The 22,684-nt window shown below is 43.3% G+C and carries 15 protein-coding genes and 2 pseudogenes; 8 read left to right on the top strand and 9 right to left on the bottom strand.

Annotation, left to right across the window (positions count from 1 at the left end):
• Nucleotides 1-15: 15 nt before the first annotated feature.
• The gene (aspT, locus tag AC3CH3_RS22355) at nt 16-1,731 is read right to left on the bottom strand and encodes an aspartate-alanine antiporter (RefSeq protein WP_488538487.1); all 1,716 of its coding nucleotides are present in this window, start codon (nt 1,729-1,731) and stop codon (nt 16-18) included.
• Between the two features lie 471 nt (nt 1,732-2,202).
• Here aspT and AC3CH3_RS22350 point away from each other — a divergent pair, with 471 nt between their 5' ends.
• The 6 genes and pseudogenes from AC3CH3_RS22350 to AC3CH3_RS22325 all read left to right on the top strand — a co-directional run.
• Complete coding sequence (locus AC3CH3_RS22350; RefSeq protein WP_488538486.1) at nt 2,203-2,415, top strand: DUF1656 domain-containing protein; 213 nt, start codon at nt 2,203-2,205, stop codon at nt 2,413-2,415.
• 10 nt (nt 2,416-2,425) lie between these two features.
• The gene (locus tag AC3CH3_RS22345; RefSeq protein WP_488538485.1) at nt 2,426-3,292 is read left to right on the top strand and encodes an HlyD family secretion protein; all 867 of its coding nucleotides are present in this window, start codon (nt 2,426-2,428) and stop codon (nt 3,290-3,292) included.
• 9 nt (nt 3,293-3,301) lie between these two features.
• Entirely contained in the window at nt 3,302-4,657 is a 1,356-nt protein-coding gene (locus tag AC3CH3_RS22340) for an FUSC family protein (protein WP_488538484.1), read from the top strand.
• 323 nt (nt 4,658-4,980) lie between these two features.
• Entirely contained in the window at nt 4,981-6,639 is a 1,659-nt protein-coding gene (locus AC3CH3_RS22335; RefSeq protein WP_488538483.1) for a hypothetical protein, read from the top strand.
• A 191-nt stretch (nt 6,640-6,830) separates the two neighbouring features.
• A complete protein-coding gene (locus AC3CH3_RS22330; RefSeq protein WP_488538482.1) occupies nt 6,831-8,945 on the top strand; it encodes a carboxylesterase family protein in 2,115 nt (704 codons plus the stop codon).
• An 84-nt stretch (nt 8,946-9,029) separates the two neighbouring features.
• Nucleotides 9,030-9,683: pseudogene (locus AC3CH3_RS22325) on the top strand (phospholipase D-like domain-containing protein); the annotation flags it as partial.
• 21 nt (nt 9,684-9,704) lie between these two features.
• Here AC3CH3_RS22325 and tnpC read toward each other — a convergent pair.
• From tnpC to tnpA, 3 genes are read right to left on the bottom strand one after another with little or no spacing between them, the layout of a single operon-like run.
• Entirely contained in the window at nt 9,705-11,264 is a 1,560-nt protein-coding gene (gene tnpC / locus AC3CH3_RS22320) for an IS66 family transposase (RefSeq protein WP_488538481.1), read from the bottom strand.
• 59 nt (nt 11,265-11,323) lie between these two features.
• The gene (gene tnpB, locus AC3CH3_RS22315; protein WP_261893880.1) at nt 11,324-11,677 is read right to left on the bottom strand and encodes an IS66 family insertion sequence element accessory protein TnpB; all 354 of its coding nucleotides are present in this window, start codon (nt 11,675-11,677) and stop codon (nt 11,324-11,326) included.
• Nucleotides 11,674-11,985 (bottom strand): IS66 family insertion sequence element accessory protein TnpA, encoded by a 312-nt coding sequence (gene tnpA / locus AC3CH3_RS22310; RefSeq protein ID WP_488537056.1) that lies wholly within the window; start codon nt 11,983-11,985, stop codon nt 11,674-11,676. Before tnpA ends, tnpB begins: the two co-directional genes overlap by 4 nt.
• 79 nt (nt 11,986-12,064) lie before the next feature.
• Here tnpA and AC3CH3_RS22305 point away from each other — a divergent pair.
• Nucleotides 12,065-12,889 (top strand): annotated as a pseudogene (locus tag AC3CH3_RS22305) (phospholipase D-like domain-containing protein); the annotation flags it as partial.
• A 300-nt stretch (nt 12,890-13,189) separates the two neighbouring features.
• Here AC3CH3_RS22305 and AC3CH3_RS22300 read toward each other — a convergent pair.
• The 5 genes from AC3CH3_RS22300 to AC3CH3_RS22280 form a co-directional block, all read right to left on the bottom strand.
• Nucleotides 13,190-14,908 (bottom strand): autotransporter assembly complex protein TamA, encoded by a 1,719-nt coding sequence (locus AC3CH3_RS22300; protein WP_488539088.1) that lies wholly within the window; start codon nt 14,906-14,908, stop codon nt 13,190-13,192.
• A 198-nt stretch (nt 14,909-15,106) separates the two neighbouring features.
• Entirely contained in the window at nt 15,107-16,396 is a 1,290-nt protein-coding gene (locus AC3CH3_RS22295; protein WP_488538480.1) for a DEAD/DEAH box helicase, read from the bottom strand.
• A gap of 393 nt (nt 16,397-16,789) precedes the next feature.
• Nucleotides 16,790-16,978, bottom strand: coding sequence for a hypothetical protein (locus AC3CH3_RS22290; RefSeq protein ID WP_017058324.1), 189 nt, complete (start codon nt 16,976-16,978; stop codon nt 16,790-16,792).
• A 313-nt stretch (nt 16,979-17,291) separates the two neighbouring features.
• Nucleotides 17,292-18,293, bottom strand: coding sequence for a TerC/Alx family metal homeostasis membrane protein (locus tag AC3CH3_RS22285; protein WP_488538479.1), 1,002 nt, complete (start codon nt 18,291-18,293; stop codon nt 17,292-17,294).
• Nucleotides 18,294-18,930: 637 nt separating this feature from the next.
• Complete coding sequence (locus AC3CH3_RS22280) at nt 18,931-20,670, bottom strand: bifunctional metallophosphatase/5'-nucleotidase (protein WP_488538478.1); 1,740 nt, start codon at nt 20,668-20,670, stop codon at nt 18,931-18,933.
• A gap of 238 nt (nt 20,671-20,908) precedes the next feature.
• Here AC3CH3_RS22280 and AC3CH3_RS22275 point away from each other — a divergent pair, with 238 nt between their 5' ends.
• Entirely contained in the window at nt 20,909-22,654 is a 1,746-nt protein-coding gene (locus tag AC3CH3_RS22275) for an ATP-dependent endonuclease (protein ID WP_019821169.1), read from the top strand.
• Nucleotides 22,655-22,684: the final 30 nt, after the last annotated feature.

The following is a 22,684-nucleotide window of genomic DNA, read 5'->3' as shown; positions in this document are numbered from 1 at the left end:
GATGTGTAGTTTTAATTACATGCCTGCGTTAACGGTAATAATGCCGACGATAATAGGTCCCCATAAAGTCAGTAACACGTTCGCTACAGCGTAAGTCACAGTGAAAGAGAACACTGGCGTTGCGTTGCCTGCTTTTTCCATCAATGCTGCGAAGGCTGGGTTTGCACTTCGACCACCGGTCACACAACCTAAAGCTTCAATTGGGTTCTTGATCTTCAAAACAAAGTAAGAGAACAAAAATGAAATAATCTGTGGAATGATAGTAACTGCCATACCTAAGAACAGGAGTGACATACCGTGTTCTTTTATGGTGTCAACCGCTTGAGGGCCAGCTTCTAGACCAACGATGCCAACAAATGCTGCTAAACCAAAATCACGAATGAAGTTCGTAGCGCTCGCTGGGAACTGAGCCACATGTGGATTTCGGCTACGTAACCAACCAACAAGTAAACCAGAGATCAAACAACCTGCACCAGAACCAATCGTTACGGGGATACCTGCAATTTTAAAGCTGATTAGGCCAATCAGAAGACCCAACACCATACCGAAGCCCATTACAATGAAATCTGTCGTGGTTGCAGAACCCATGCGCTTACCGATGTGTTTTTCAACTCGGTTGATGTCTTGAGCAGTACCCGTTAATTGAATAACATCGTTTTTCTCGACAATCAGGTCATCAGTAATGTCCATTGAAGTACCTGCACGCATGTAGTCTGTCACATACACGCCGCGGAATGAGCGCTCGTTTGAGCTGTCTTTGATTTCTTTTAGCGAGTGACCTATTAGCTTGCGGTTATCAGCGATAAGTTGACGATTTTCTTCAATAACTTCATAGCTTTCCGGTAATGCTACTTCATTGCTTTGTGCCTTGTTCTGTAGCTCATGAACCGCATTTCTACGGCCGGTAACCACAACCAGGTCGCCTGCTTTAAGCGCAGTGAACTTGTCTGCACTTAGCTCTTTTCCGTCGCGCTCAATAAGTTCGATACACGCAGCAAGTGATGATTGATTCAGTTGTGCTAGCGTTTTCCCAACCAATTTATCGTCGTGAGTTACTTTAAAAGCACGTGTCACTAGAGCGGTGACTGCATTAAATTCGCCGTCTGCTAAATCGCGTTTGCCGTTAGAGTTTTTCTCTTCTAAAGCGATAGCTTCAGAACGGATGTCCCACTTCATGAGTGTTGGGAATACCCAAGTCACCATCAAGATCGGGCCGAGCGAACCAAAGATGTATGTTACAGCGTAACCAACGGCAACATTAGTTTGCATTAAGTGTTTGGCTTCTTCAGTTACACCACCTAAACGTGCGATCGCATCACCTGCAGTACCAATGATCGCAGATTGAGTTAAGCCACCAGCGGCTAGACCTGCAGCTGTACCTCTATCTAGGTCAAATAACCATGCAGCGGCAAGTACACACAATAAGCCAGAAACCGTCATGACAACCGCAGATAGCAGAATGTTGATGGTTCTGAAGTTAAGGGCTTTAAAGAATTGTGCACCGCCCTGATAACCTACGGCATAAATAAACAGCGCAAAGAAAATACTTTTTACGCCAGGATCTATCTGAACACCAAATTGCCCAATTATTACGCCCATTAATAAGGTTCCGGCTACACCGCCTAATACAAATCGGCCGATCGTAATTTTACCGACCATATAACCTAATGAGAGTGTAATAAATAGTGCGACAAATGGTGCCATGTCAAACAGATTAGAAATAATGTCCATGACAAATTTACTCTTGTTACTAAATATAAGGAGTAAATAATCTAACGAATAAATTAATACTGATATTTGTTGGATTATTCAATTTAATAAAGCAGCTCGTTGCTTCGAACCGAATATTAAGAACAAAAGGTTTTATTATGTAATCCCATTTGATGGATCAAATCATCGCTTCGACTATTTGATGAGTGAGAGTAGCGCGGTTTATACCAAAAGTTGTTGTTTTAAAAGGACTTAACCAAATGTGAAAAATTTGAATTATTTTGGAAATAAATTTCAACTAAGTATTATTACCCCATGTCGTATCCCTTTCTTTCCTTAGCCAGCAGGCTTTGCAGCACTTAACAAGGATTCAAATCGAATCGTAAACCAGTATGGTCTTAAATTTGATGGATCTAATCCTCTATAAGCGATTATCACAATAAACCTAACTCCGTTATCTTTGCATTCATCAAACAAATAGAGAAAAGAACCATGAACACAATGCCACATGAACTTGTGTGGGGTGAAGTCTACTTCCCACCGCTGTTATTGGTTGTCGCACTGGCTTACATATTGACAATGCTAACAGGGTCAATCGCTACAAGGTTTGGCCTGCATAAGTACGTCGCCTTTCCTGCAATAGCAGAACTGAGCTTGATCGTGATTTTCACTGGCGCTATCGGCCATTTTATTACCATTTTTTGAGGCACTTACTGTGATCAAACGTTATCTCATCACACTTTTATTATTGGCTGCTGCGGGAACTGTCGTTTATAGCTATTATCAGTCTTATTCAAGTAACCCGTGGACCAGAGACGGGCAAGTTAGCGCTTATATCGTCTCGATTACACCTCGTGTAACGGGCCAAGTGATTGAAGTGCATGTCGAAGACAACTCGAAAGTAAAAAAAGGCGATCTTCTTTTTGAGATCGACCCGAGTATTTACAAAGCTACCTACCGAAAAGCCCTTGCGACCCAAAAACAAGCGCTTGCCCTACTCGCCAAGGCGAAAAACGAAGAGCAACGCGCCTTGAATTTAGAGAAAAGAACGCCCGGAGCAGTACCCGTTCTTACTCTAAACAACTTAAACAACGCTGTAGAAACCAGCACCGCGAATGTCGAACTGGCAAAAGCTAATGTAGAAGAAGCACATCTTAACCTTGAGTACACCAAGGTATATGCACCTACTAACGGCTATATTACTAACCTGAACTTACGCGTGGGTTCTCAAGTTGTCGCGAATTCACCTGTGGTTGCGCTAATTGATGAAGATAGCTTTTGGATTGAAGGTTATTTCAAAGAGACAGATTTAGTCGGCGTCGATGCTCAGGACACAGCCTATGTGACCCTAATGATGCACAACAATGTTCAACTAGAAGGACATATCAAAAGTATTGGCTTTGGTATCGCTAAGCAAGATGGCAGCACAGGTAATGATTTATTGCCAAACGTGAATCCAAACTTCCAATGGATACGTCTCGCTCAACGCATCCCTATCAAAGTTAAGTTAGACAAAATACCAGAAGACGTACAACTACGTGTTGGTATGACTGCCTCGATTAAAATAATCAAAAATAGCTAGGTGATTCTTATGTTCACTGCATCGACTAAAGACGCGATTAAAGCCGCACTATCTATCGTTATCGCAATCTGCCTAGCGTTGTGGTTTGGTTGGGAAAAACCGTATTGGGCGGCGATAGCCGTAGCAGTGATGGCATTGAACGAGAGTTTCGCCCATTCGATAAACAAAGGCCATAACCGGTTAATGGGAACCTTGTTAGGGACGGGGTATGCCTTTTTTCTCATCGCCATGTTCCCTCAAGATCGGTTCTTGTTTCTCACATTTTTCACCCTGTTTCTTGGCGTATGTATCTTCATGTCTAGCGATGAAAAGTACGGTTATATCTTTTCTATTGGATTTGCCGTGTGTTCAATTGTTGCTTGCATGGGCGGGTTTGATAGCCAAACCACCTTTCACTTTGCTGTAGTTCGACTTCAAGAAACACTACTGGGTGTCGTGGTCTTCTCTTGCGTGTATCGCCTCGTGTGGCCTGTGAATACAGAGCTCAATTTTGTACAACGTTTCGAAACCAGCAAACAAGCGTTGTTAGATGCTATGGAGAATACAGACCACATCGACATTGCCGCGCTTGAAAGTAACACCGCGAATATTGATAAGCTGTATCAACTTTTAGATCTGCCGCTGAGTGGTAGCTACCATCTTAAGGAAAACATTCAAGCGTGGCGTTTGCGCATCGATGAAATGGCGCATATTCAAGATGCATTACTCAAACAAACTAGCAGCGAATCAGGCTTGGGTATCCAATGGTCGGTTCTTACCAACAACTTGAATGCGTTCGATATACGGGTACCAAACCAATCACTTGTTGAAGGTGAACCCAATGCAATGGGCGATTATAAAGAAGTCTCTTGGCATCATGCTCATCGTACGTTTGTTGAACATTTAAACGAAGATGGGCGCAAAGTGCTGCAAGGCGTGTCGATGTTTATCACATCACTCTTGATTTGGATTTATCTTCCCGTGCCGGGCGGTTTTATATTCCCTATGTTAGCAGGTGTATTCTCTTCGATGGTGCCGACCATGCCACCAAGCATTATTAGAGATGCCTTTTATGGCGTGCTGGGCACAGGATCAGTGATTCTATTGCAATACATCTTTGTGATGCCATTAATGACAGAGCTATGGGAGCTCGCCCTATTCTATTTCCTTAACATTATGGTGATATGGAAAGTGTTCGCGACACCTAAGCTCATGATACATAGAATTTTGGGTATCAACTTATTGGTTGTTCTTACATCTGGTGCGCTCAACCTCACGCCGGTATATAGAATAGAAACGCCACTATTGATGCTGGTGAATATTATGATCATTTTGATGATAGCTAAGCTGTTTACTGATCTATTTAGAGTGAAGGTAACCGCTTAAAACTCAATACATTTACCACTATAACACCACGGCCTGCAAAGTATCTCACTAAGCAGGCCGTTTTTTTACCTGATAAAAACAACTACAAATCAAAGTCTTAGAATAAAAATCAACTAAAGTAGGATAGCGTCCATCAAACGCGATTAACGCGATCTGTCACCTACTCTTAAAATCCTCTCATTGATTGACGCAATGCATTTTTAGTCGCGACATTCACACTAGCAATCCTAATGGATAAATACATAACAACTGAACACGAAGTTCAGTTTTACATCGACTGTGTGAGCCTCGAAGGTTTGAGGTTACTCAGCGTGGAATCCGTCATGAGTTTTTTTGAAATCCGCAACAGCGCCCGTAAGACCCATACTCTTTCTGTGTTAGCGAGCGCTTTATTACTTACTACTCCCACTTTTGCGTCAGCAGCGGAAACCAAGACTTACACCGAAGTCATGGAGCAAGGTCGAGTACTGTTTGACAAATATGGTATCAGCCATGACTTACCAAAGCTTGCAATCAGCTCACTTGTACAGGGGGAGCACCTAGTTGAACACGCACATCGTACTCTGAAAGTTGGTGATGAAGTTCGTGACTCAAGCGTTTACCTCGTCAAGAACACCGATAGCAAAGGCAACATCGATCTTCGTATCAAATACAACCCAGAAGAACTGGATGATAACGAAAATCTGCTAGATGAAATCGAAGCGTTCACACGTACCGAATATCGCTTACGTGATTATGCAGAAAGCTTTGATTCATCTTCGGTTCGCGTGAAAGAAATCGACGACAACAAGATTACCATCAACTTCAACTATTCAAAGTATGGACTACCTCAAGACATCGCGTATTTCCGTTTTTTGAATGTCGACATCGAGTTAATCGATGGCGAACCCAAGCGAATGCTGATCACTAACGATAAGCCATTCAAACACCACGTATACAAAGTAGAAACTTATCGTCAAGAGATTGAGTTCCACACATTGGATTCAGGAAAGGTTGTTATTGCTAGTAAAGCGACTGAAGTCGTAGGTACTTCAAAGAATAAGCCTATGAAGATGACGAGTTTAATTGAGCCCGTTGCACTGTATGAAGACGACAACGGTGTACAAGTTGTGAATGAAGCCAGACTTCAAGAAGTCTCTGACCCAAGAATGCAAGAAGCAAGCGTCAAGCTAGACCGTGTTTTTCCATTAATGGGTGACATGGTGCGACGTCAGGGCATTGATTTACCTCTTCCATTCGGCGTATCAGTAGCTTATCGCAACCAAGACATGGACATTCCAATGACTGATTACGTGATTGGTGGTGTTCGCTTGAATGACTTATTTGATCCTGAAGATAGCGTTGCGACAGTTAAGGCTGAGAGTCTTTCGATACGCGGTGACGTTAATATCCTGCCATTCTGGAATGTATTCGGATATGTAGGAAAGGTAAACGTTGATGCGAACGTGGATGCCTCTTATACCGGCGCTGCAGGAGACTATTTAAAAGACAAGCTCAATGACAAACTGCCAGGGCTAGGTAACGCGCTTTGTGAAGGTGTCTCTGCCTTATGTAACAGAGGCCGTTTGAATGTACCACTGCATCTTGAATATGACTTACGCGGTGCGGGCACCACGCTATCTGTTGGTTACAAAGAGTTCTTTGCCTCAGTGACAGGTACCTATTCACAAACACGCCTGAAAGGATTGGATGATTGGGGCGACGGCATCGTCACTATTCAACCAATGTTGGGTTATCAACTAGTTGACTATCGCGCTCAGTTTTTCGTTGGTGCCGAATACCAAGGTTTAAATTCACGTATGCAAGGCACCGTAAAAACCGATGACATCGAATTTGATTATGACGTTGGTGTCGACATTAACCAGTGGGCATTCTTAACCGGATTCAACAAGCAGATTGGCAAGCATTACAACATGACTATGTTGTACAACAAGGGCGAAACGCGCTCGGCTGTAACATTGAACCTTGGTTATCGCTTCTAACCCTACATCATACATTGAGTGGTCACGGCCACTCTTGATGGGTGGCGTCCTACTTATGCGATTCCATCAATCAGTTAAATGTATTTAATATACATCCCATAAGAAAACTACATACATCCAAGCACGACAACGGTCGACGATAGCGCACGGAATTGCTGGTTTGGTAACAACAAATAACTGTGGACGTAATAATGAAACTCAACAAACAATTAATTCCTGCTGTGAGCATCTCAATGTTACTCGCTGCTTGTGGTAGTGATACAGAACCGACTGTTCCTATGCCAAACAAACCAGAACCTTTAGTACCGGCACCTGCTGAACAGTTTACTTCGCAAATCGGCGAAGTGATGATCAAAGCGACCAAACAAGAACTTGTTGTGTCTTCTAATTCTGAAGAAGACAAACTGTCTTCAGTTGAAATTTTTAAAGGGATTCGTTTTGCGGAAGCCGAGCGTTTTGAACACAGTAACTCTATCGACTTAACTGATCTGATGAACTCTGAAGGTATAGTCGACGCCACTTCATTTGGTGATGCATGTATGCAAATTCGCGCTACTGAGCAAGCTCAAAGCGAAGACTGTTTAAACCTGAACATTTGGCGCCCAGTAGGCGTTGATGCTGATGCAGATCTACCAGTTTATGTATTCATCCACGGTGGTGACTTTGAATACGGTTCTGGCTCTGAAGCACTGGTGCACGGTGACACCGTGGTTGCTCAAGGAAGCGACGATGGTAAGCCGTTCATCTATGTAAGCTTAAACTACCGTCTTGGTCAATTAGGTACTCAATGGATTAAAGGCGCGAACAAAGATGGCAACTATGGCCTAGGTGACCAAAAGCGTGCCATGGAGTGGGTACATAACAATATCACTGACTTCGGTGGTAATGCTCAAAACGTAACCGTTATCGGCCAAGGCTCAGGTGCCATGTCTATTGGTTTCTTGCAGCAAGATGAAGATATCGCAGGTCAATATTTCCAACGTGCCATCATGCAAAGTAACCCGTATGGTTTTGAATACCCTAGCTATGACGTAGCTAAGGGGCGCAACAATGGCTTTGGAGTAGACACTTCTATCGACGAAATCATAGCATCGCAAGAAACAGCGTTGAATGGTATCGAGCAGTTAAAGAATTGGTTGTTAGGTTCTTTGCAGATCCCACTTCTGAGCCCAACAGCAGATGAGACTCCAATGTCAAACCTGATGCCTTATGCTCCTTACATATTGTGTGAAAAAACTAAATTCTTGAGTGGCTGTAGCGAATCAGCAGAAACACCAATGCAAACTGGCTTCTCAGTACCAACGGTTCTAGGTGAAAATGCACATGAAGCGAATAGCTTTGGCATGTTATTTAGCGCTACATTCTTAATTCCGACGGTCATCGAGTTATTAACAAATGATGAGCCTGAACTGCTTACTAACGAAGACCCAGCAAAGCTTGCACTTGCAATGGTCAACTGGCTAGAAGAAGAAAACAACATCGTTCTTCTGAAGCAAAAACTAACTGAGCGAGCAAGTGATGAAGCTTCGGCAGAGCTTGCACTGCCAAGCAGTGCTTACAGCGCAGTAACTGGGTTATTTTATGGTGCTAAGCTAGAAGGTAATGTAACTGAAATGATTGGATGCATTGATCCCAATGATATTGCGGGTACCGTAGGTTGCTTGGTCGACATTGTTGATATCACTGGCCACCAGCAAACCCAAGATATTCTGGCTCTAACTGATTTCTACCCTAACTCAGAATCTGGTATAGGTGGCGCTCTTAACAACATGAAGCAATTTAAAACCTTGCTGAATGATACACTATTCAATGGCCCAGCTCGTTATATGGCAGCAAACAGCGAAGTAGAAGCAACCCTATACCACTTCGAGCACAAACCAGGCTTTAACATGTGGAACTACAATACCTTACCAAATGAAGAAGGTGAGTATGGCGAACTGTCTATCATAGATTTATTTAAAACCATTGGTTGTATCAGTGGTGCGTGCAACGGTTCTGAGCTGCCATTTGTGTTTAACAAATCGGTCCGTTTTGATGGTAGCGAAGTAAAACCTTCAAGCAAGGACAAAGCATTAATGAACGAAATGTCGCGTTTTTGGTTTAGCGATAAATTGTTCCAAGGCCACCAGTACAGCGATACAGCCGACAATGTACTTTTGATTGATGGTGCAGAATTCAGCGAAAACAGCACTACCTATGACTGGGACTATGTAGCAAACCCAGGTGTTGATCCAACGCTTAGTGAAGGACGCTTAAGCGGTCTAGAAGATCAAGGTCTTATGCCTTGGCAGTGGTACCTAAACTAAACATACTCAACACCCCTTCTACTGTAACGGCCAGCTCGCTGGCCGTTTTTATATCCAAATTTTACGCTCAAACGCAGGTTAGTTATGACGCTTAGCAAACTAAAAACAACATGCACAATGATGTTAATTGCTTTAGTCACAGGGTGTGCCCAACCTTATCCCGATGTTGAACCTGACTTCGAAGCAAATTGGCAAAGTACGGAACACCAAGCAGAAGTGTACCTGATCCCGACTGCCCCAGAAGCCTTCGCTCGTCGTATCGACCTCGTTCGCCAAGCACAACATTCGATAGATATGACTTACTTCTCTTGGGAGCGTGACACGTTAGGTTTGATGCTTCTAGATGAGCTAAAGCAAGCGGCGGATCGTGGTGTACGCGTCCGACTGACCTTAGATGACCTGCTGGTTTTTAATGACAAATGGTTAGCGGAATTGGACTCACACCCCAATATTGAGATTCGACTTTTCAACCCTTTTGAATCACGAAAAGCTGGCTGGGTTGGTCGTGCGTTCAACTTCTCGACTCATCAAAAACAACTGGATAATCGACTTCACGAGAAGTACTTCAATGTTGACCACCAATCAATGATTTTGGGCGGAAGAAACATTGGTAATGATTACTTTGGTTATAGCGAAAATGCCAATTTCTTTGATATGGACGTTCTGTTTCGAGGTACGGTAATAGCGTCTTTCGACCAAAACTACCAAGCTCTTTGGGAGAGCAAAGTATCCGCCCCATGAACCCACGGGGCGATATTGCTAATGTTTGAAGTTCCAAGGTAGGAGTGCGTCGATATCAGGCTCTGCTTTCGCCAACTCTTTCATGCACTTGACCAGATAGTCGTAGAGGATAAGTCCGTTGGCTTTCGCGGTCTCGACGATGCTGTAAAGCATCGCGCTCGCACCAGCACCGTTTGGTGTGTCAGAGAACAACCAATTTTTTCTGCCAATGACCAGCGGTTTAATTGCGCGTTCAGCGCGATTATTATCGATAGATAAGTGACCATCGTCGATATAACGAATGAGCTTTGGCCATTGTCCGAGCGTATATTTTATCGCTTTACCTAGTGCACTAGAGCCTATCACTTTCTGGGTCGTCATCCATTCGTAAAGTTCATCCAGTATCGGTTTGGCATACGCTTGACGCTCTGCTTTTCTTTCTTCGACAGACGCACCTTTTAAACGTGATTCTATCCCGTAGAGTTTTTGGATTTTAGCCAGCGCCTTATCGGCCTTGCCCGACTTACCTTTGCCTTGAAGCTTCTTAGCGTCCATGAACTTTCGCCGAGCATGAGCTAAGCACCCCACATTTGTCACTTGATGAAGTCCATCATAAGCCGCGTAGCCATCGGTTTGTAGATAACCGTTGTAGCTGCCTAAAAAGGCAATAGGGCACACCCTCGCTCGACTGTTTTGGTAGTCGTACAAGGCGATATTTTTCATATTCGGTAGTGCGGCTTCGGGTGAGTCGGCGCCCGAGCAGTAGAGCCACATGTAACACTGTTTCTCTTCTTTGAGCACATTAAGCGGCGTTTCATCCGCTTGAACCACTACTTGTTGAAGAAGATGGTCTTTCAGCGCTTCATATAAAGGTTCGAACTTCTCACTGACTTGGATAATCCACCTTGCCATGGTGGTGCGTGATAGCTCGATACCCGACTGATTAAACAGCGACTCTTGCCGATAAAGTGGCATCGCGTATTGGTATTTACCCAGAATGATATTGGCAAGCAAGCTTTCTGTCGCGAAGCTCTTAGGGATAAGACTCTGCGGGGCTGGCTTTTGAACGATGCGGCTATTGTCTTTTGTTTTCTCGCACTCGCGGCACGCATATTTAGGGCGGACATATTCCTGCACTTTAAGCACTGCTGGTGTGAACTCTAATTTCTCACTGCGGTCTTCGCCGATTTTATGTAGGTTATGATTGCAGCATGAACACTGCTTTTCATGGTCGTCTAAATCGAGTTCGATAACCTCTCGAGGCAAGGTCGTTGGAAGTGGTTTACGTTTACCACGCTTCTTCGTTATGGTCGTGGTCGTGGTCGTGGTCGTGGTCGTGACCTCAACCTCTTCTTCCTTAGCGGCTTCACATTCCACTTCGTTGAAGAGATCTCCTTGAGATTCATCGTAAGGCTTTAACGCCTCCGAGCGTTTCGCGAATTGACGGTCGAAGGCAAGCTTGAGTTGTTCAAGCAGCGATTGACGCTCTTGTTGCCATTGTGATTCCTTCTGCTCATTCGAGAGCATCAGTGCTTTCACCATCGCTTGTAGCTCGGCAATATCTTGACTTTCTGGGTCGATATTTAGTGTCTTTTTCATGACATTGATTATACTAAAATCGTGCCGTTAACGCTTGGTGGATAAGGCTTTATTATCGTTTAAGTCATTGTAAAATCGTTTATTGTGACAGGTTTATGGCCGATAATTGTGAAGCCAGAAAGCAGCCTATCAAGCTCAAATTGAGTCAAGGTAAATACCTGATTTTTCTCTTTTGATGGCCACTTGTACTTGGCTTTTTCGAGGCGCTTATACCACAGGGCGAAGCCTGTTTTATCCCAGTACAACACTTTGATTTTGTCGCGCTGTTTGTTGGTGAACAGGAACAGTGCGCCACTCCCCAAGGGTAAATCGGTGTCACTTTCGATAATTGCAGCGAGGCCATTGATGGACTTTCTAAAATCGACGCTCTCACGATACAGATAAATGTCTGGTGCGCTCAGCATGCGTTTCATGACAGCGCCCCGATGAGCTCTGCTAGGTAGGTTGCAGGCGTGCCTTGAGGAATACTCAGCTCAACATCATTGACGAGAAGGGTCATGTTAGCGGTTGCTATTTGAGCTTGGTATTTCGTTGTCTTTTCGACGACCTCTGCTCGGACAAAGCCTTGAGATACATCCGCTTTTTTGAGTTGTTGGCGCTTAGCATAAAACGTTGAGGGATTGAGTTCATTGAGCTTACAGAATGCGATCGTTGACAATGAACTCGATTCAGATTGTTCGATAAGCGTTTGCCATTCTTGTTTAGTGTGTCGTTTTCCCATTTCAAATCTCCTCATGGTTGGAGACTTGATCTTATTATTCGTGTTAGGCGATTAGAATGCGGGGTTTATGGAGCGCTTACAGAGCAAATATGTTGTTCCCATTCAAGAACGAATCAAAGTCAAAGAACAAGGTCGATACAAAGCATTTACTAAAGCAATGAACAAAGGCGAGAAGAATAAAGAACAGATCATTTTCGACGTTGAGAAACAGATAAATCACTTGAGTGAACCAGAATTTATTAAAGCATCTATAACGCCTCTATTTGATTCGTTAAAGAAGCTCGATGACAACAAGCCTTACTTTCGTCTACGTACAGAGCACTTAATGAAGCAAAAAGTAGCGACGCCGTCTAAGGCTCTAATTTCTACGCCTTATATGGTGCCCAGCGATAACCAGTTTGTATTTGTTGATGCGCTTAGAGAGAACCAAGCCGAAGTCACCTTACTGACCAACTCATCGGCTTCCAATGACTCCGGTTTTGTTCCAGCGTATTACGAGAAACACCGTGAGACTTTACTCGACAAAGGCGTAGGCATCTATGAGTACAAAAGCCAGGCTATCAATGATGATCACTACTTTCATGTTGATACCTACTACCACAACAAAACAGTAATTTTAGATGACCGAGTCACCTACATTGGCTCTTCTAACTTTGACCCAAGGTCAGACTTTCTAAACGTTGAGTTTGGTGTGTTGATTGATAACCCAGAGTTTGCGCAGAAAGTGACACACTACTTAACGCGTCAGAAAGAGGATTTGTTCTGGGCTGTTTCGCGAGCCCAATCAGGCGAAACTATTTGGACTTCAGGCGAACAAACACACAAGAAGAGCCCAAACTACAGTTCATGGAACAAACTACCGGATTGGTTATTTCGAAAAATGAATGGCGAGTTTGAGCTGTAATCCAATGGCTGAATGCTTGTCTTAGCTAGAGCAAAACTCTGTAAACTAATCTCTGAACCATAAAACAAAGAAACCGCGTCACATGCGCGGTTTCTTTGTCTGAAGAAAAACGAATCTTACATGCTTGGTGTAATGGTTCTATTGTCCACGTTATTGACCATTCTAACGTAGTTTAGTAGGTCCGCATCGTAAGTATGCCCACATCCTCCTGCCGTTGATAAATACCGACTTTCAACTCTGGATTCGACTCTTTAATTGGCTTGAATACCCATTAGCGAGAGCTCAAACAAAGTACGAGCATCAGAATTGAGTACCCAAAGAAAAGTGAATACGAAACTCATCGCCTTCAGGGGCATCTAAGCCATAAGCGAAGTCGAGTTTTACAGGCAAAAATTGCGAGTTCCAAATCAGGCTAAGGCCAGTACCACGCTTCCAATCAGCTTCATCATCAAACGCATCGCCAACATCGAGAAACGCGCCCACCCAAATTGACCGATAGACCTGATGCTGGTATTCAAGGCCTGCCGTTAACATGTAGCGCGCGCCGGTTAATTCACCGTTATCGTCTTTTGGAGAAATCGATTCATAACCATAACCGCGTAAACTTCCATCACCACCAGCAAAATAACGCAGTGAAGACGGTACTTCCGACAACGATTTAGCAATGTTAATACCGATGTTTGAACGAAAATGCAGCTTCTGACTGTCACTAATATCCCACGAAACAACGCTGTTTCCTTCTAAGCGAAGCAGCTTTGAATCAGAAAATAGATTGGGGTCAGAATACTCAACGGAATAGATGTGTCGATGATTGAGTTCTAGTTGATCATTCTTACGATCTACTTGAGAAAAACTGATGCCAGGTAGCAGTAATTGCGATTGGTCTTCCTCAGACGCCTGGCGATACTGTTCATGTAAGTATTTGACGTAAATAGTGCTTTGCCAATCGCTGTCTAGTTGCCAGTAACGTTCAAACTTAAGATCGTTTGAAAAGCTATTGGTGTCTCGATGATCAATTCGTTTTGACTCAAACTGAATTCCAAAGTAATCGGTCGTGACTTTCTCTGTTGGGATTTTATAACCCAACTGCAGTGATTGCTCTTGTTCAGACAAATACGTTTGTGTTTCAAAGCTGTGCCCTCTTCGGTTGTACCAAGGCTTTGACCAGTTGAGAGAGGCACGTAACCCGAGATCAGTAGAATAACCTCCTCCCACTTGTACGATGTTACGAGAGCTTGGCTCAGCAATGATTTCGATTGGCACTTCTAGATTATCATCAAGGTGGTTAAAGTCACCGTGTACAACGACACTACGAAACCACTGCGTTTCAGACAAATCAGACTGCAGTTCACCTAACTTGATGGTGTCAAAGTCGTCACCTTGTTTGAATGTCGGAATTTTTCCGATGCGGGTAGGTTCAACCCCATCTTCAGGAATGCTGATAGAACCAAACTTGTAGCGTGGGCCACTTGAAAAATGTAGGTAAATGTTGGCGATGTTCTCACTGGGAATAACTTCAAGCTTCGACTCGACAAACTGACCGTCAAAGTAACCTTTACGCTTTGCTAAGGAGAAAATCGCATGTTTAGTTCGGTCATATTCTTGGTGAGATAATGTTAAGCCAGAATTTAAACGGCTTTGCTTGAGTATGTTGATGAACTCTTCATCTTTACTCGCTTCTCCTGTGACTTTTACAATCGATTCCGCAATGTACATCACAGGCCCAGAATCGATGTTCAAGTTCATGTGGTCAGTATCATCAAGTTCGATATCTATCTGAGGGTGATAGTAACCATAAGGGTTAAGTGCGTCTTGGATTCGTTTCAATAGCTTAGTATGCGATAGCTGTGAAACTGGGACATCAGCTAACGGCTCTAAGTACAACTCTACATTTTCAGTAAGGGTTTTGTTCAACCCTTTAACTTTAAAGTCCGCGCCTATCGCAGACGCCTGAATAACCATGAGAAGTGAAGCTGCCAGTATGATTTGATTAATCGAGGTATTCACGCAGTTACCCAGTTGCTAAAAACCTGAATAGGTTATGAGCAAAGCGTGAAATTGCTGAATCTCTTATGGAGGACGTTATCCTACAAGGCAACTTGGTTGATTTTAAATATCAGGACATCCGTATTCTATCTATTTACATTCCCCATGCTTTAGGCACAAAAAAGGCGCCATTAAGCGCCTTTAGAATATCGACTGTTTACCGATTGTTGATCAGTTATTGTTTAGCCACACATCTTGGTTTTGTGCTGCTTTCTTCTTCTTTTTCTTCTTGCCTGTGCCAGCAGGTGGCGCAACAGGCTTAAGCGCTGCTATCAACTCAGCAACCGCTTCCGCATCTACCTCAAAGCCTTCGATTTGCTCACGTTCAAGACGAATCTTGTTCTTCTTCTCGATGATTTTAAAGTGGTGGTAATCTTCGTGATCAATCAGAGATAGCGCAAGGCCAACCTCACCCGCACGACCACTTCGGCCAATACGGTGCATGTAGTCTGATGGGCTACGCGGTAAATCAAAGTTGATAACCACTGGAAGCTTTTCGATATCCAGACCACGTGCCGCGATGTCTGTCGCGATCAGAACGTCGATCTCGCCAGATTTAAAATCTTCAAGGATACGAGTACGTGAGCCCTGCCCTTTATCACCGTGGAAGACTTCTGCAATGATGCCACGTTTGTAGAGCTTGTCTGCTAGGTGTTCACAGCTGTTCTTTGCATTAACAAAGATCAGTGCTTGGCGCCATTCATGTTGCTGAATCAGATGCGCTAACAATGCTGTCTTACGGCCTTTTTCTACTTCGAATACACGTTGAACCAGTGTGCTCGCATTAGCACTTTGAAGTTGAACTTCAATTGGATCTGTCAGTAGTTCGTGAGTAAGCGTTTGAACTTGTTCCGGGAACGTTGCAGAGAACAATAGCGTTTGCTTCTTGCTTGGCAGTAACTTCAAGATTGCGTCTAGTTCTTCTGTAAAACCAAGGCTTAACATACGGTCAGCTTCATCAAGCACTAACGTTTTAACTTTATCAAGCTTGACAGCATTGCTTGAAATAAGGTCAAGCAGACGACCTGGTGTCGCCACTAAGATATCAGTACCGCCACGTAGCGCTTGCATCTGAGTGTTTACCGATACACCACCAAATACACAAACCGTTTTGATCGCACCATTGAAGTGTACTGCGTAAGACTTAACGCTGTCAGCCACTTGCTTAGCAAGTTCACGAGTAGGAACTAAGATAAGACCAGACACAAAGTTACCTTTGCCTGCTCTGCGGTCTAAAGGTGAATCTTCATGGATTTGTTGTAACAGCGGCAGTGCAAATGCTGCAGTTTTACCTGAACCCGTATTTGCACCTGCAATTAGGTCGCGTCCTGCTAACACACTTGGAATAACTTGCGCTTGGATAGGCGTTGGCTGTTGGTATTCAAGCTCTGTTAAACGAGCCATCAAAGGAGAGATTAAGCCAAGATCAGAGAAGTTGGTTGGTGTTGTGGTGTTAGTCATTAATTGCAGGAACTCAAAGCTAAAATAATAGCGCGCTATATTAACGTATTTCAGCAGTATTACGTAACTAAATCGCCCTTTCGCTTCTATTTCCCCGATTAATACCCGTCAGAAACCAAGTTATCGATGCTAGAACCTCACTACTCACCGTATCCACCTCGTTTACATACATTCTTACCTTTATCATTGTCGCATTCGACGTGTGACATACCGTGATCCTTGTACAAAGCGAATTGAATGGCGCTCAAATAAAGACCGTTATGCCTAGGTTTTTCTTTCAGGTTCTGAGTTTGTGAAGAGATAAAGTTTTCTTTCAGATACAAAAACGCCAGCGTAAGAAGCTGGCGTTTTTTAGATTCTGTATTTCTTTTATTCTATGCGTTTACGCTTAGATTAACGGTTAATACCGATATCGCGTTGCATGTGACCAGACAGGTCGCTTGCGTAGTAACTACGTGGAGAGTTGTCTACGAAAAGAATATCAAAAATGTGTGCAATCAATCCTTTGAAGTTAACCGCGTAGGTCTTCTTATCCATAGAGTTAGGAACAGCGATAGTATTCATTTGTACTGCTTGAGCCATGATTGCCTCTCTATAAATTTGTTAATGTGTTTCGTTCTGATGACAAGAATAATAGGTGATCTTTTGCGGGTTAAAAAATGACTAAAATTAGACTTTGAGATTAGTTTTTCTAATAAAACAAACCATTAACAATACCAAAAAATACATATGCACCCATAGTGACTATAAATTCAATATTGTGTTTAAATCATGCATTTAGTACAAATACCCCGCAAACAACAGTGGCTGATGTCACAGGAAATTTACATAAATAAATTTCCCACTTCATCAGCCACGTGTTCATTATCGACTTTTCGATAAGTTATATTTGTTTTTAATTTACTTGTTCAATACCTGGCTTCTTCGCATAAATCGACGCTATAACCGCAATCGTCATGGTAAAAATGAGTACAGCGAGCGACCAGTAAGTTGGGATAGCCCATTCACTGTCAACCAATAGCATTTTCACACCGATAAATACCATGATGAATGCCAGTGCAGGCTTCAAGTAGATGAACTTATCCATCATGCCTTGCAGAACAAAGTACAAAGAACGAAGGCCAAGCAATGCAAATACGTTTGCAGCCAGTACTAAGAATGGCTCTCGCGTAACGGCGAAAATTGCAGGAATAGAATCCAGTGCAAACATCACATCCATAACCGCAATGGCACCAATCACCAACATCATTGGCGTGAGTACCCATTTAGTGCCTTGCTTGATCATCAACGCGGGACCATGGAAGTCTTCTGTCACAGGCATCACTTTACGAAGTAACTTCTCAGGTAGCGTATTCACACTCTCCTCTTCGCCCTTGTCTAGCGCCAGTTTAATACCCGTACCAATTAGGAATGCAGCAAATACATAAAGCACCCAATGGTATTCAGCCAATAGCTGAGCACCTAATGCGATCATAATTGCACGAAGCACCAATGCACCAATTACGCCCCAAAGAAGCGCACGAGGTCTTAGATGTTCAGGAACTTGGTACTGGGCAAAGATCATCGCGAAAACAAACAAGTTGTCTACGCTCAATGATTTTTCTAGCAAGTAACCGGTAATGAATGACACGGTTGCTTTTTGGGCTGTGTATTCACTATTCGGCGCATAGATGTCCCAAAAAAGGTAAATGGAACCAGCAAATAAAAACGCGAGCACAAACCAGAAAACGCTCCAAATTGCCGCTTTCTTGATGGTTACACTACCACCACGAGTCTGATAGATATCAATAGAGACGAGAATGACTGTCAGCAGGAAAAAGCCCGCATAAGTCGTCATGATTGGCGATGAAAAAAAGGATTCACTATTTGTAGATAATAGAGATTGAGTTGAGTTCATTATTCCTCCGGGCGGAAGAACTGTACAAAGACCTTCCGCAAACAAAACTATCAAGTTCCACGACGGATCTTGATTGTGATTGCGTTGGTCTCGTTGAAGTGAAATATGGGATTTCACCTTTACATACCGGATAGACTCTTGGCCTAACGAGATGACGATATGTAAACTTGCGCTAACTACTCCCCAAACGCGTGGATAATATTCCTCTATCTTTGTTTCGTCTAGAAAAATTTTCGGAAATAAATAAAAAAGGAGCAAAACGCTCCTCATTTATTTCTATAGGTTTGTCAAAACGACATTCGTATTGATTCTGAGGATACTACTGAGAGGGTTAACCCCTAATACCGTTACTCATGATACAAATCCGTTACTCAATGATACAAATAACGAACGAGTCTTGTACGCGCTTTGTCTTACAGTTAATTAAAGGCACGCTATGTTATAAACCTGCAGCGGGTACCAAGTACACTAACGCGGACCAAACCGATACCCAACCGACAACCGCTACCGCATCTAACCAATCTTTCTTATCCATGCATATCTCCACAAGAAGGCGACCTGCAGAGATAAAGCATAAACAATGCCAATTTTATAAATAACCCAACGTAATAACATTAAGCATCTGCATCAGTTGTGGTTATCTAAAACACTCCAAACAATTCAGCGGCTCGTTGTGTTGCAGTGACTCTGGGTGGTCTTGTAGAAACTCGATGAAACAGTCAGCCATTGAGTCGGTCGTAACCACGCCATCACCTATCATATCCAAGACGGCGTTATAGCCCTCTTTTCCTTTCATGGTATAGGCTGACGACGCGCCTCGGTAAATACGGTCACGAGAAACAGCCTGCCAGCCCAATACTTCAGAGTGAATTTCTAAATGGTGAACCCTATGCCCTAGAGGTGCTTCTTTGTGGTAACAAAACCTCAAGTTATGCGTATAAGGAAAGCTGCCTGAACCTGTCCCTACAACGCCATTATCCAAAGCATTGTTGATTGCACCTTCAAGCATGCCTGCGATCGTTTCACCCTTTACTTCATACACACCAATGGGTACGGCAAACGGTAGTAGTTTTCCGGCAATATCGGCAACAGAGACGTCGCCGCTATTCAGTGAATTTCTAACACCACCTGCGTTGTGAATGGCAAATTCAACCTGATGACCTTTTTTGTTCATTAGGTAGTGAAATGATTGAGCAACTAAGGGCGCTAGTTGGCTCGGGCCTTTCTCGTCCGGGATACGTATGTGGCGCAGTTTTGTATCTGCATGAGCAATAACTTGTTGCTGAAGCTTTCGAACTCTCGGCTGATATTTATCCGTAAGAATGCTCTGAAGTTCCGGATCTTTTTTACATACCGCAATATTGGGGTGGTTGTTCAAAAACTCACACGCCATATCGTGGGCATCGTCTTGCCCTACTTCACTCAATTTTGCGTCTATAAACAGTCGACGGCCTAATAGCAGTTCGTTCTTACCGTTAAAGTGAGTCACTTTGCCTTTAGTATCGAACTCAATTTCGCAGTGTCCTAGACTCATTGCATGGAAACCCGCTTGCACAACATAAGTGTCACCGATTTTCACGCCGTAATCATCATCTTTAACTAAGCCAATATCAGAGAAATCACCTTGTAAGCGATGACTATGACCACCAACAATGACACCAATACCTGTTACGTTGGCTGCTAACTCTAAATCAGCTTCGTAACCAAGATGGCTAAGTAACACAATCTTGTTGATACCAGCTTTATGAATCTGCTCAATGGTCGCTTTTGCTGTTTCTAAAGCATTTTCAAATGGTGTATCGATATCTGGATTAGCAATGCCTGCCATCTTGTCGATGCTTAAGCCGAATATTGCAACCTTCTCGCCATCAAACTCTTTCGTTATAAAAGAAGCACTTCGCGTTTCAGTCAGATAAGGCTTAACAATTTCGTTGTCCGCTAAGGTATGAGTTTTATTGATATCCTCATTCGATAGATTCCAGTTACCGGCCAACAATGGGAATTTGATTCTTTTCGCGAAAATCGCAACGGGCTCATTACCCATATCTAGCTCGTGATTGCCAAGCGTCATGGCATCTATATTAAGGGCATTCAACAAATCGGCGTTGGCTTTTCCCTTGAATAAAGAAAAGTACAAAGTCCCCTGGAAGCAGTCACCAGCGTGTAGGAACAGGGTTCCAACCTTCTGACGCTGGGCATCTTGTTCTATTTGTTTAAAGCGTGTTGAAATTCGAGCAAAGCCACCTGCACTCACATAAGGTTCAATGATGTGGTTGTTCATTTTAAGTGATAGCTGTAACGAGGTTGGTTCAAAGTATGAGTGGGTGTCGTTGATGTGTGCCAACACTATTTTTGTCGGCTTATTCTTTTTAGTCATATTTTCTTCTCTCTTTGTCCCTTCATACTAGGTCGAGAATCATGACAGAATCGTGAATTTTATGAAACTGCACTGCAAAAAAATACTCGAGATAGATCAAAAATCTCGTTTCGATCCGTATAAATAAACAGCGGGTTTTGTGACAGGTGAGCATACCGGATTGGTATTTTTCGATTATGATTAAAGATATCTGTTAGCTTTCAAACAATTAGCAGAGCCTTCCGTTAGGAGTAAGCCTATGCAACTAGAAAGAATCGAGATTTCTGGCTTTCGAGGTATTAAGCGCATGTCACTCGCGTTTGATGAGCTAACCACGCTGATTGGTGAAAATACTTGGGGTAAGTCTTCATTATTGGATGCCCTTTCCGTCGTTCTTCCCTCTGACGGTGTGCCATATCACTTCGAAATGACTGATTTTCATGTCGATTACTCGGTTTCACATCCACAGTCTCAACATCTTCAAATTGTTCTCGCATTAAAAGCCAATGACAAGAGCGAACTCAACGCTGGTCGTTATCGCAAACTCAAGCCGATCTGGGTTCAAGATGAGTTTGGTGTGTTTCGTATCTATTATCGAATCAGCGCGACACTAGAACAGTATGAAACAACCACACACTATGCATTTTTAGGGCTGGACGGCAATCCGCTCAAACTTCATCATTCTGAGAAGCTCGCTCAAGAACTCATGACTTTACATCCCGTAATACGCTTGCGTGATGCAAGACACTTTGATCGTCCTTTCAACAGCAAATCCCTTAACCACAACGCTCACCTTCCTAGCAATGGTCATGCGAATTCAAATGGTAACGGGGCGCATCATGCGAGTAATGGAAATGCTACAAATGGAAACGGCGCCAATAACGGTAATGGACGCCAAGCAAGAATAGAAAAACGAATCGACAACACCTGCCGTCGTCTCATGGCGATACCCGGACATGTTAATAAAGGTGAAATGCGCAGTAGCCTAGAGTCGATGCAAAGTTTGATTGAGCACTATTTTTCTTTCAAAAGTACTTCTCGTCGTAACCCTAGAAAACAGCGAGACGGATTGCTTTATTCTGCGGGTACCAATGATCAGAGTATTCATCAACTCGTCGAAGAGACCAAAAATAAACAAACCCGCTTATTATTCATGGGATTACTTAACGCTTATCTACAAGCTAAAGGGCCAAACGACTTAAGACGATGTGCGCGCCCTCTTTTGATCCTTGAAGATCCAGAAGGTCGATTGCACCCAACACACTTGGCAAGGGCTTGGAGCTTAATGCAGAAATTGCCCATGCAGAAAATCCTCACCACCAACAGTGGCGATCTACTTGCAGCCGTACCATTACAATCGATTCGCCGATTGGTACGTCAATCAGACAAAACCATCGCTAATCAACTCAACATGAACCACTTCAGTAAAGATGAGCTAAGACGAATTGGTTTTCATATTCGATTCCACCGTTCAGGAGCACTGTTTGCCCGTTGCTGGCTATTAGTAGAAGGTGAAACAGAGGTTTGGTTGTTTAATGAGTTAGCCAACCAATGCGGATATAACCTTGCTGCGGAAGGTGTGCAGATTATCGAGTTTGCTCAATCAGGCCTCAAAGCACTGATTAAGGTCGCGCAAGAGTTTGGCATTGATTGGCATGTGGTAACTGACGGCGATGCGGCGGGTAAAAAATACGCAGCAACGGTGCTATCGAAGCTTGGTAATGATCAGGAAAGACATCGACTCACGGAACTGCCAGATAAAGATATCGAACATTACTTGTATATGAACGGCTTCGAGAACTTTTTCCGTGACATGGTTAAGATTCCCTACGATCACCCTATCCCTCCAAAGAAAGTGGTTGCCAAGGTATTGAAGAAACATGCAAAACCCGACCTTGCACTCGCCATTGTTTCTCATTGCGAGAATCAAGGACAAGAATGCATTCCACTTTTGTTAAGGTGGACATTAAAACGCGTGATCACCATGGCGAATGGAAATACCTAAGCATAATTTGTCTTATAGATGCTATCAGTT

The organism is Vibrio sp. QJM3NY_35 (assembly GCF_057785915.1).
This window is presented reverse-complemented; position numbering and strand designations above follow the sequence as displayed.

Excerpts from the sequence above, each read along its gene's own strand:
- aspT (WP_488538487.1), bottom strand. The coding sequence starts at position 1,731 with ATGGACATTATTTCTAATCTGTTTGACATGGCACCATTTGTCGCACTA.
- AC3CH3_RS22350 (WP_488538486.1), top strand. The coding sequence starts at position 2,203 with ATGAACACAATGCCACATGAACTTGTGTGGGGTGAAGTCTACTTCCCA.
- AC3CH3_RS22340 (WP_488538484.1), top strand. The coding sequence starts at position 3,302 with ATGTTCACTGCATCGACTAAAGACGCGATTAAAGCCGCACTATCTATC.
- AC3CH3_RS22335 (WP_488538483.1), top strand. The coding sequence starts at position 4,981 with ATGAGTTTTTTTGAAATCCGCAACAGCGCCCGTAAGACCCATACTCTT.
- AC3CH3_RS22330 (WP_488538482.1), top strand. The coding sequence starts at position 6,831 with ATGAAACTCAACAAACAATTAATTCCTGCTGTGAGCATCTCAATGTTA.
- tnpC (WP_488538481.1), bottom strand. The coding sequence starts at position 11,264 with ATGAAAAAGACACTAAATATCGACCCAGAAAGTCAAGATATTGCCGAG.
- tnpB (WP_261893880.1), bottom strand. The coding sequence starts at position 11,677 with ATGAAACGCATGCTGAGCGCACCAGACATTTATCTGTATCGTGAGAGC.
- tnpA (WP_488537056.1), bottom strand. The coding sequence starts at position 11,985 with ATGGGAAAACGACACACTAAACAAGAATGGCAAACGCTTATCGAACAA.
- AC3CH3_RS22295 (WP_488538480.1), bottom strand. The coding sequence starts at position 16,396 with ATGACTAACACCACAACACCAACCAACTTCTCTGATCTTGGCTTAATC.
- AC3CH3_RS22290 (WP_017058324.1), bottom strand. The coding sequence starts at position 16,978 with ATGGCTCAAGCAGTACAAATGAATACTATCGCTGTTCCTAACTCTATG.
- AC3CH3_RS22285 (WP_488538479.1), bottom strand. The coding sequence starts at position 18,293 with ATGAACTCAACTCAATCTCTATTATCTACAAATAGTGAATCCTTTTTT.
- AC3CH3_RS22280 (WP_488538478.1), bottom strand. The coding sequence starts at position 20,670 with ATGACTAAAAAGAATAAGCCGACAAAAATAGTGTTGGCACACATCAAC.
- AC3CH3_RS22275 (WP_019821169.1), top strand. The coding sequence starts at position 20,909 with ATGCAACTAGAAAGAATCGAGATTTCTGGCTTTCGAGGTATTAAGCGC.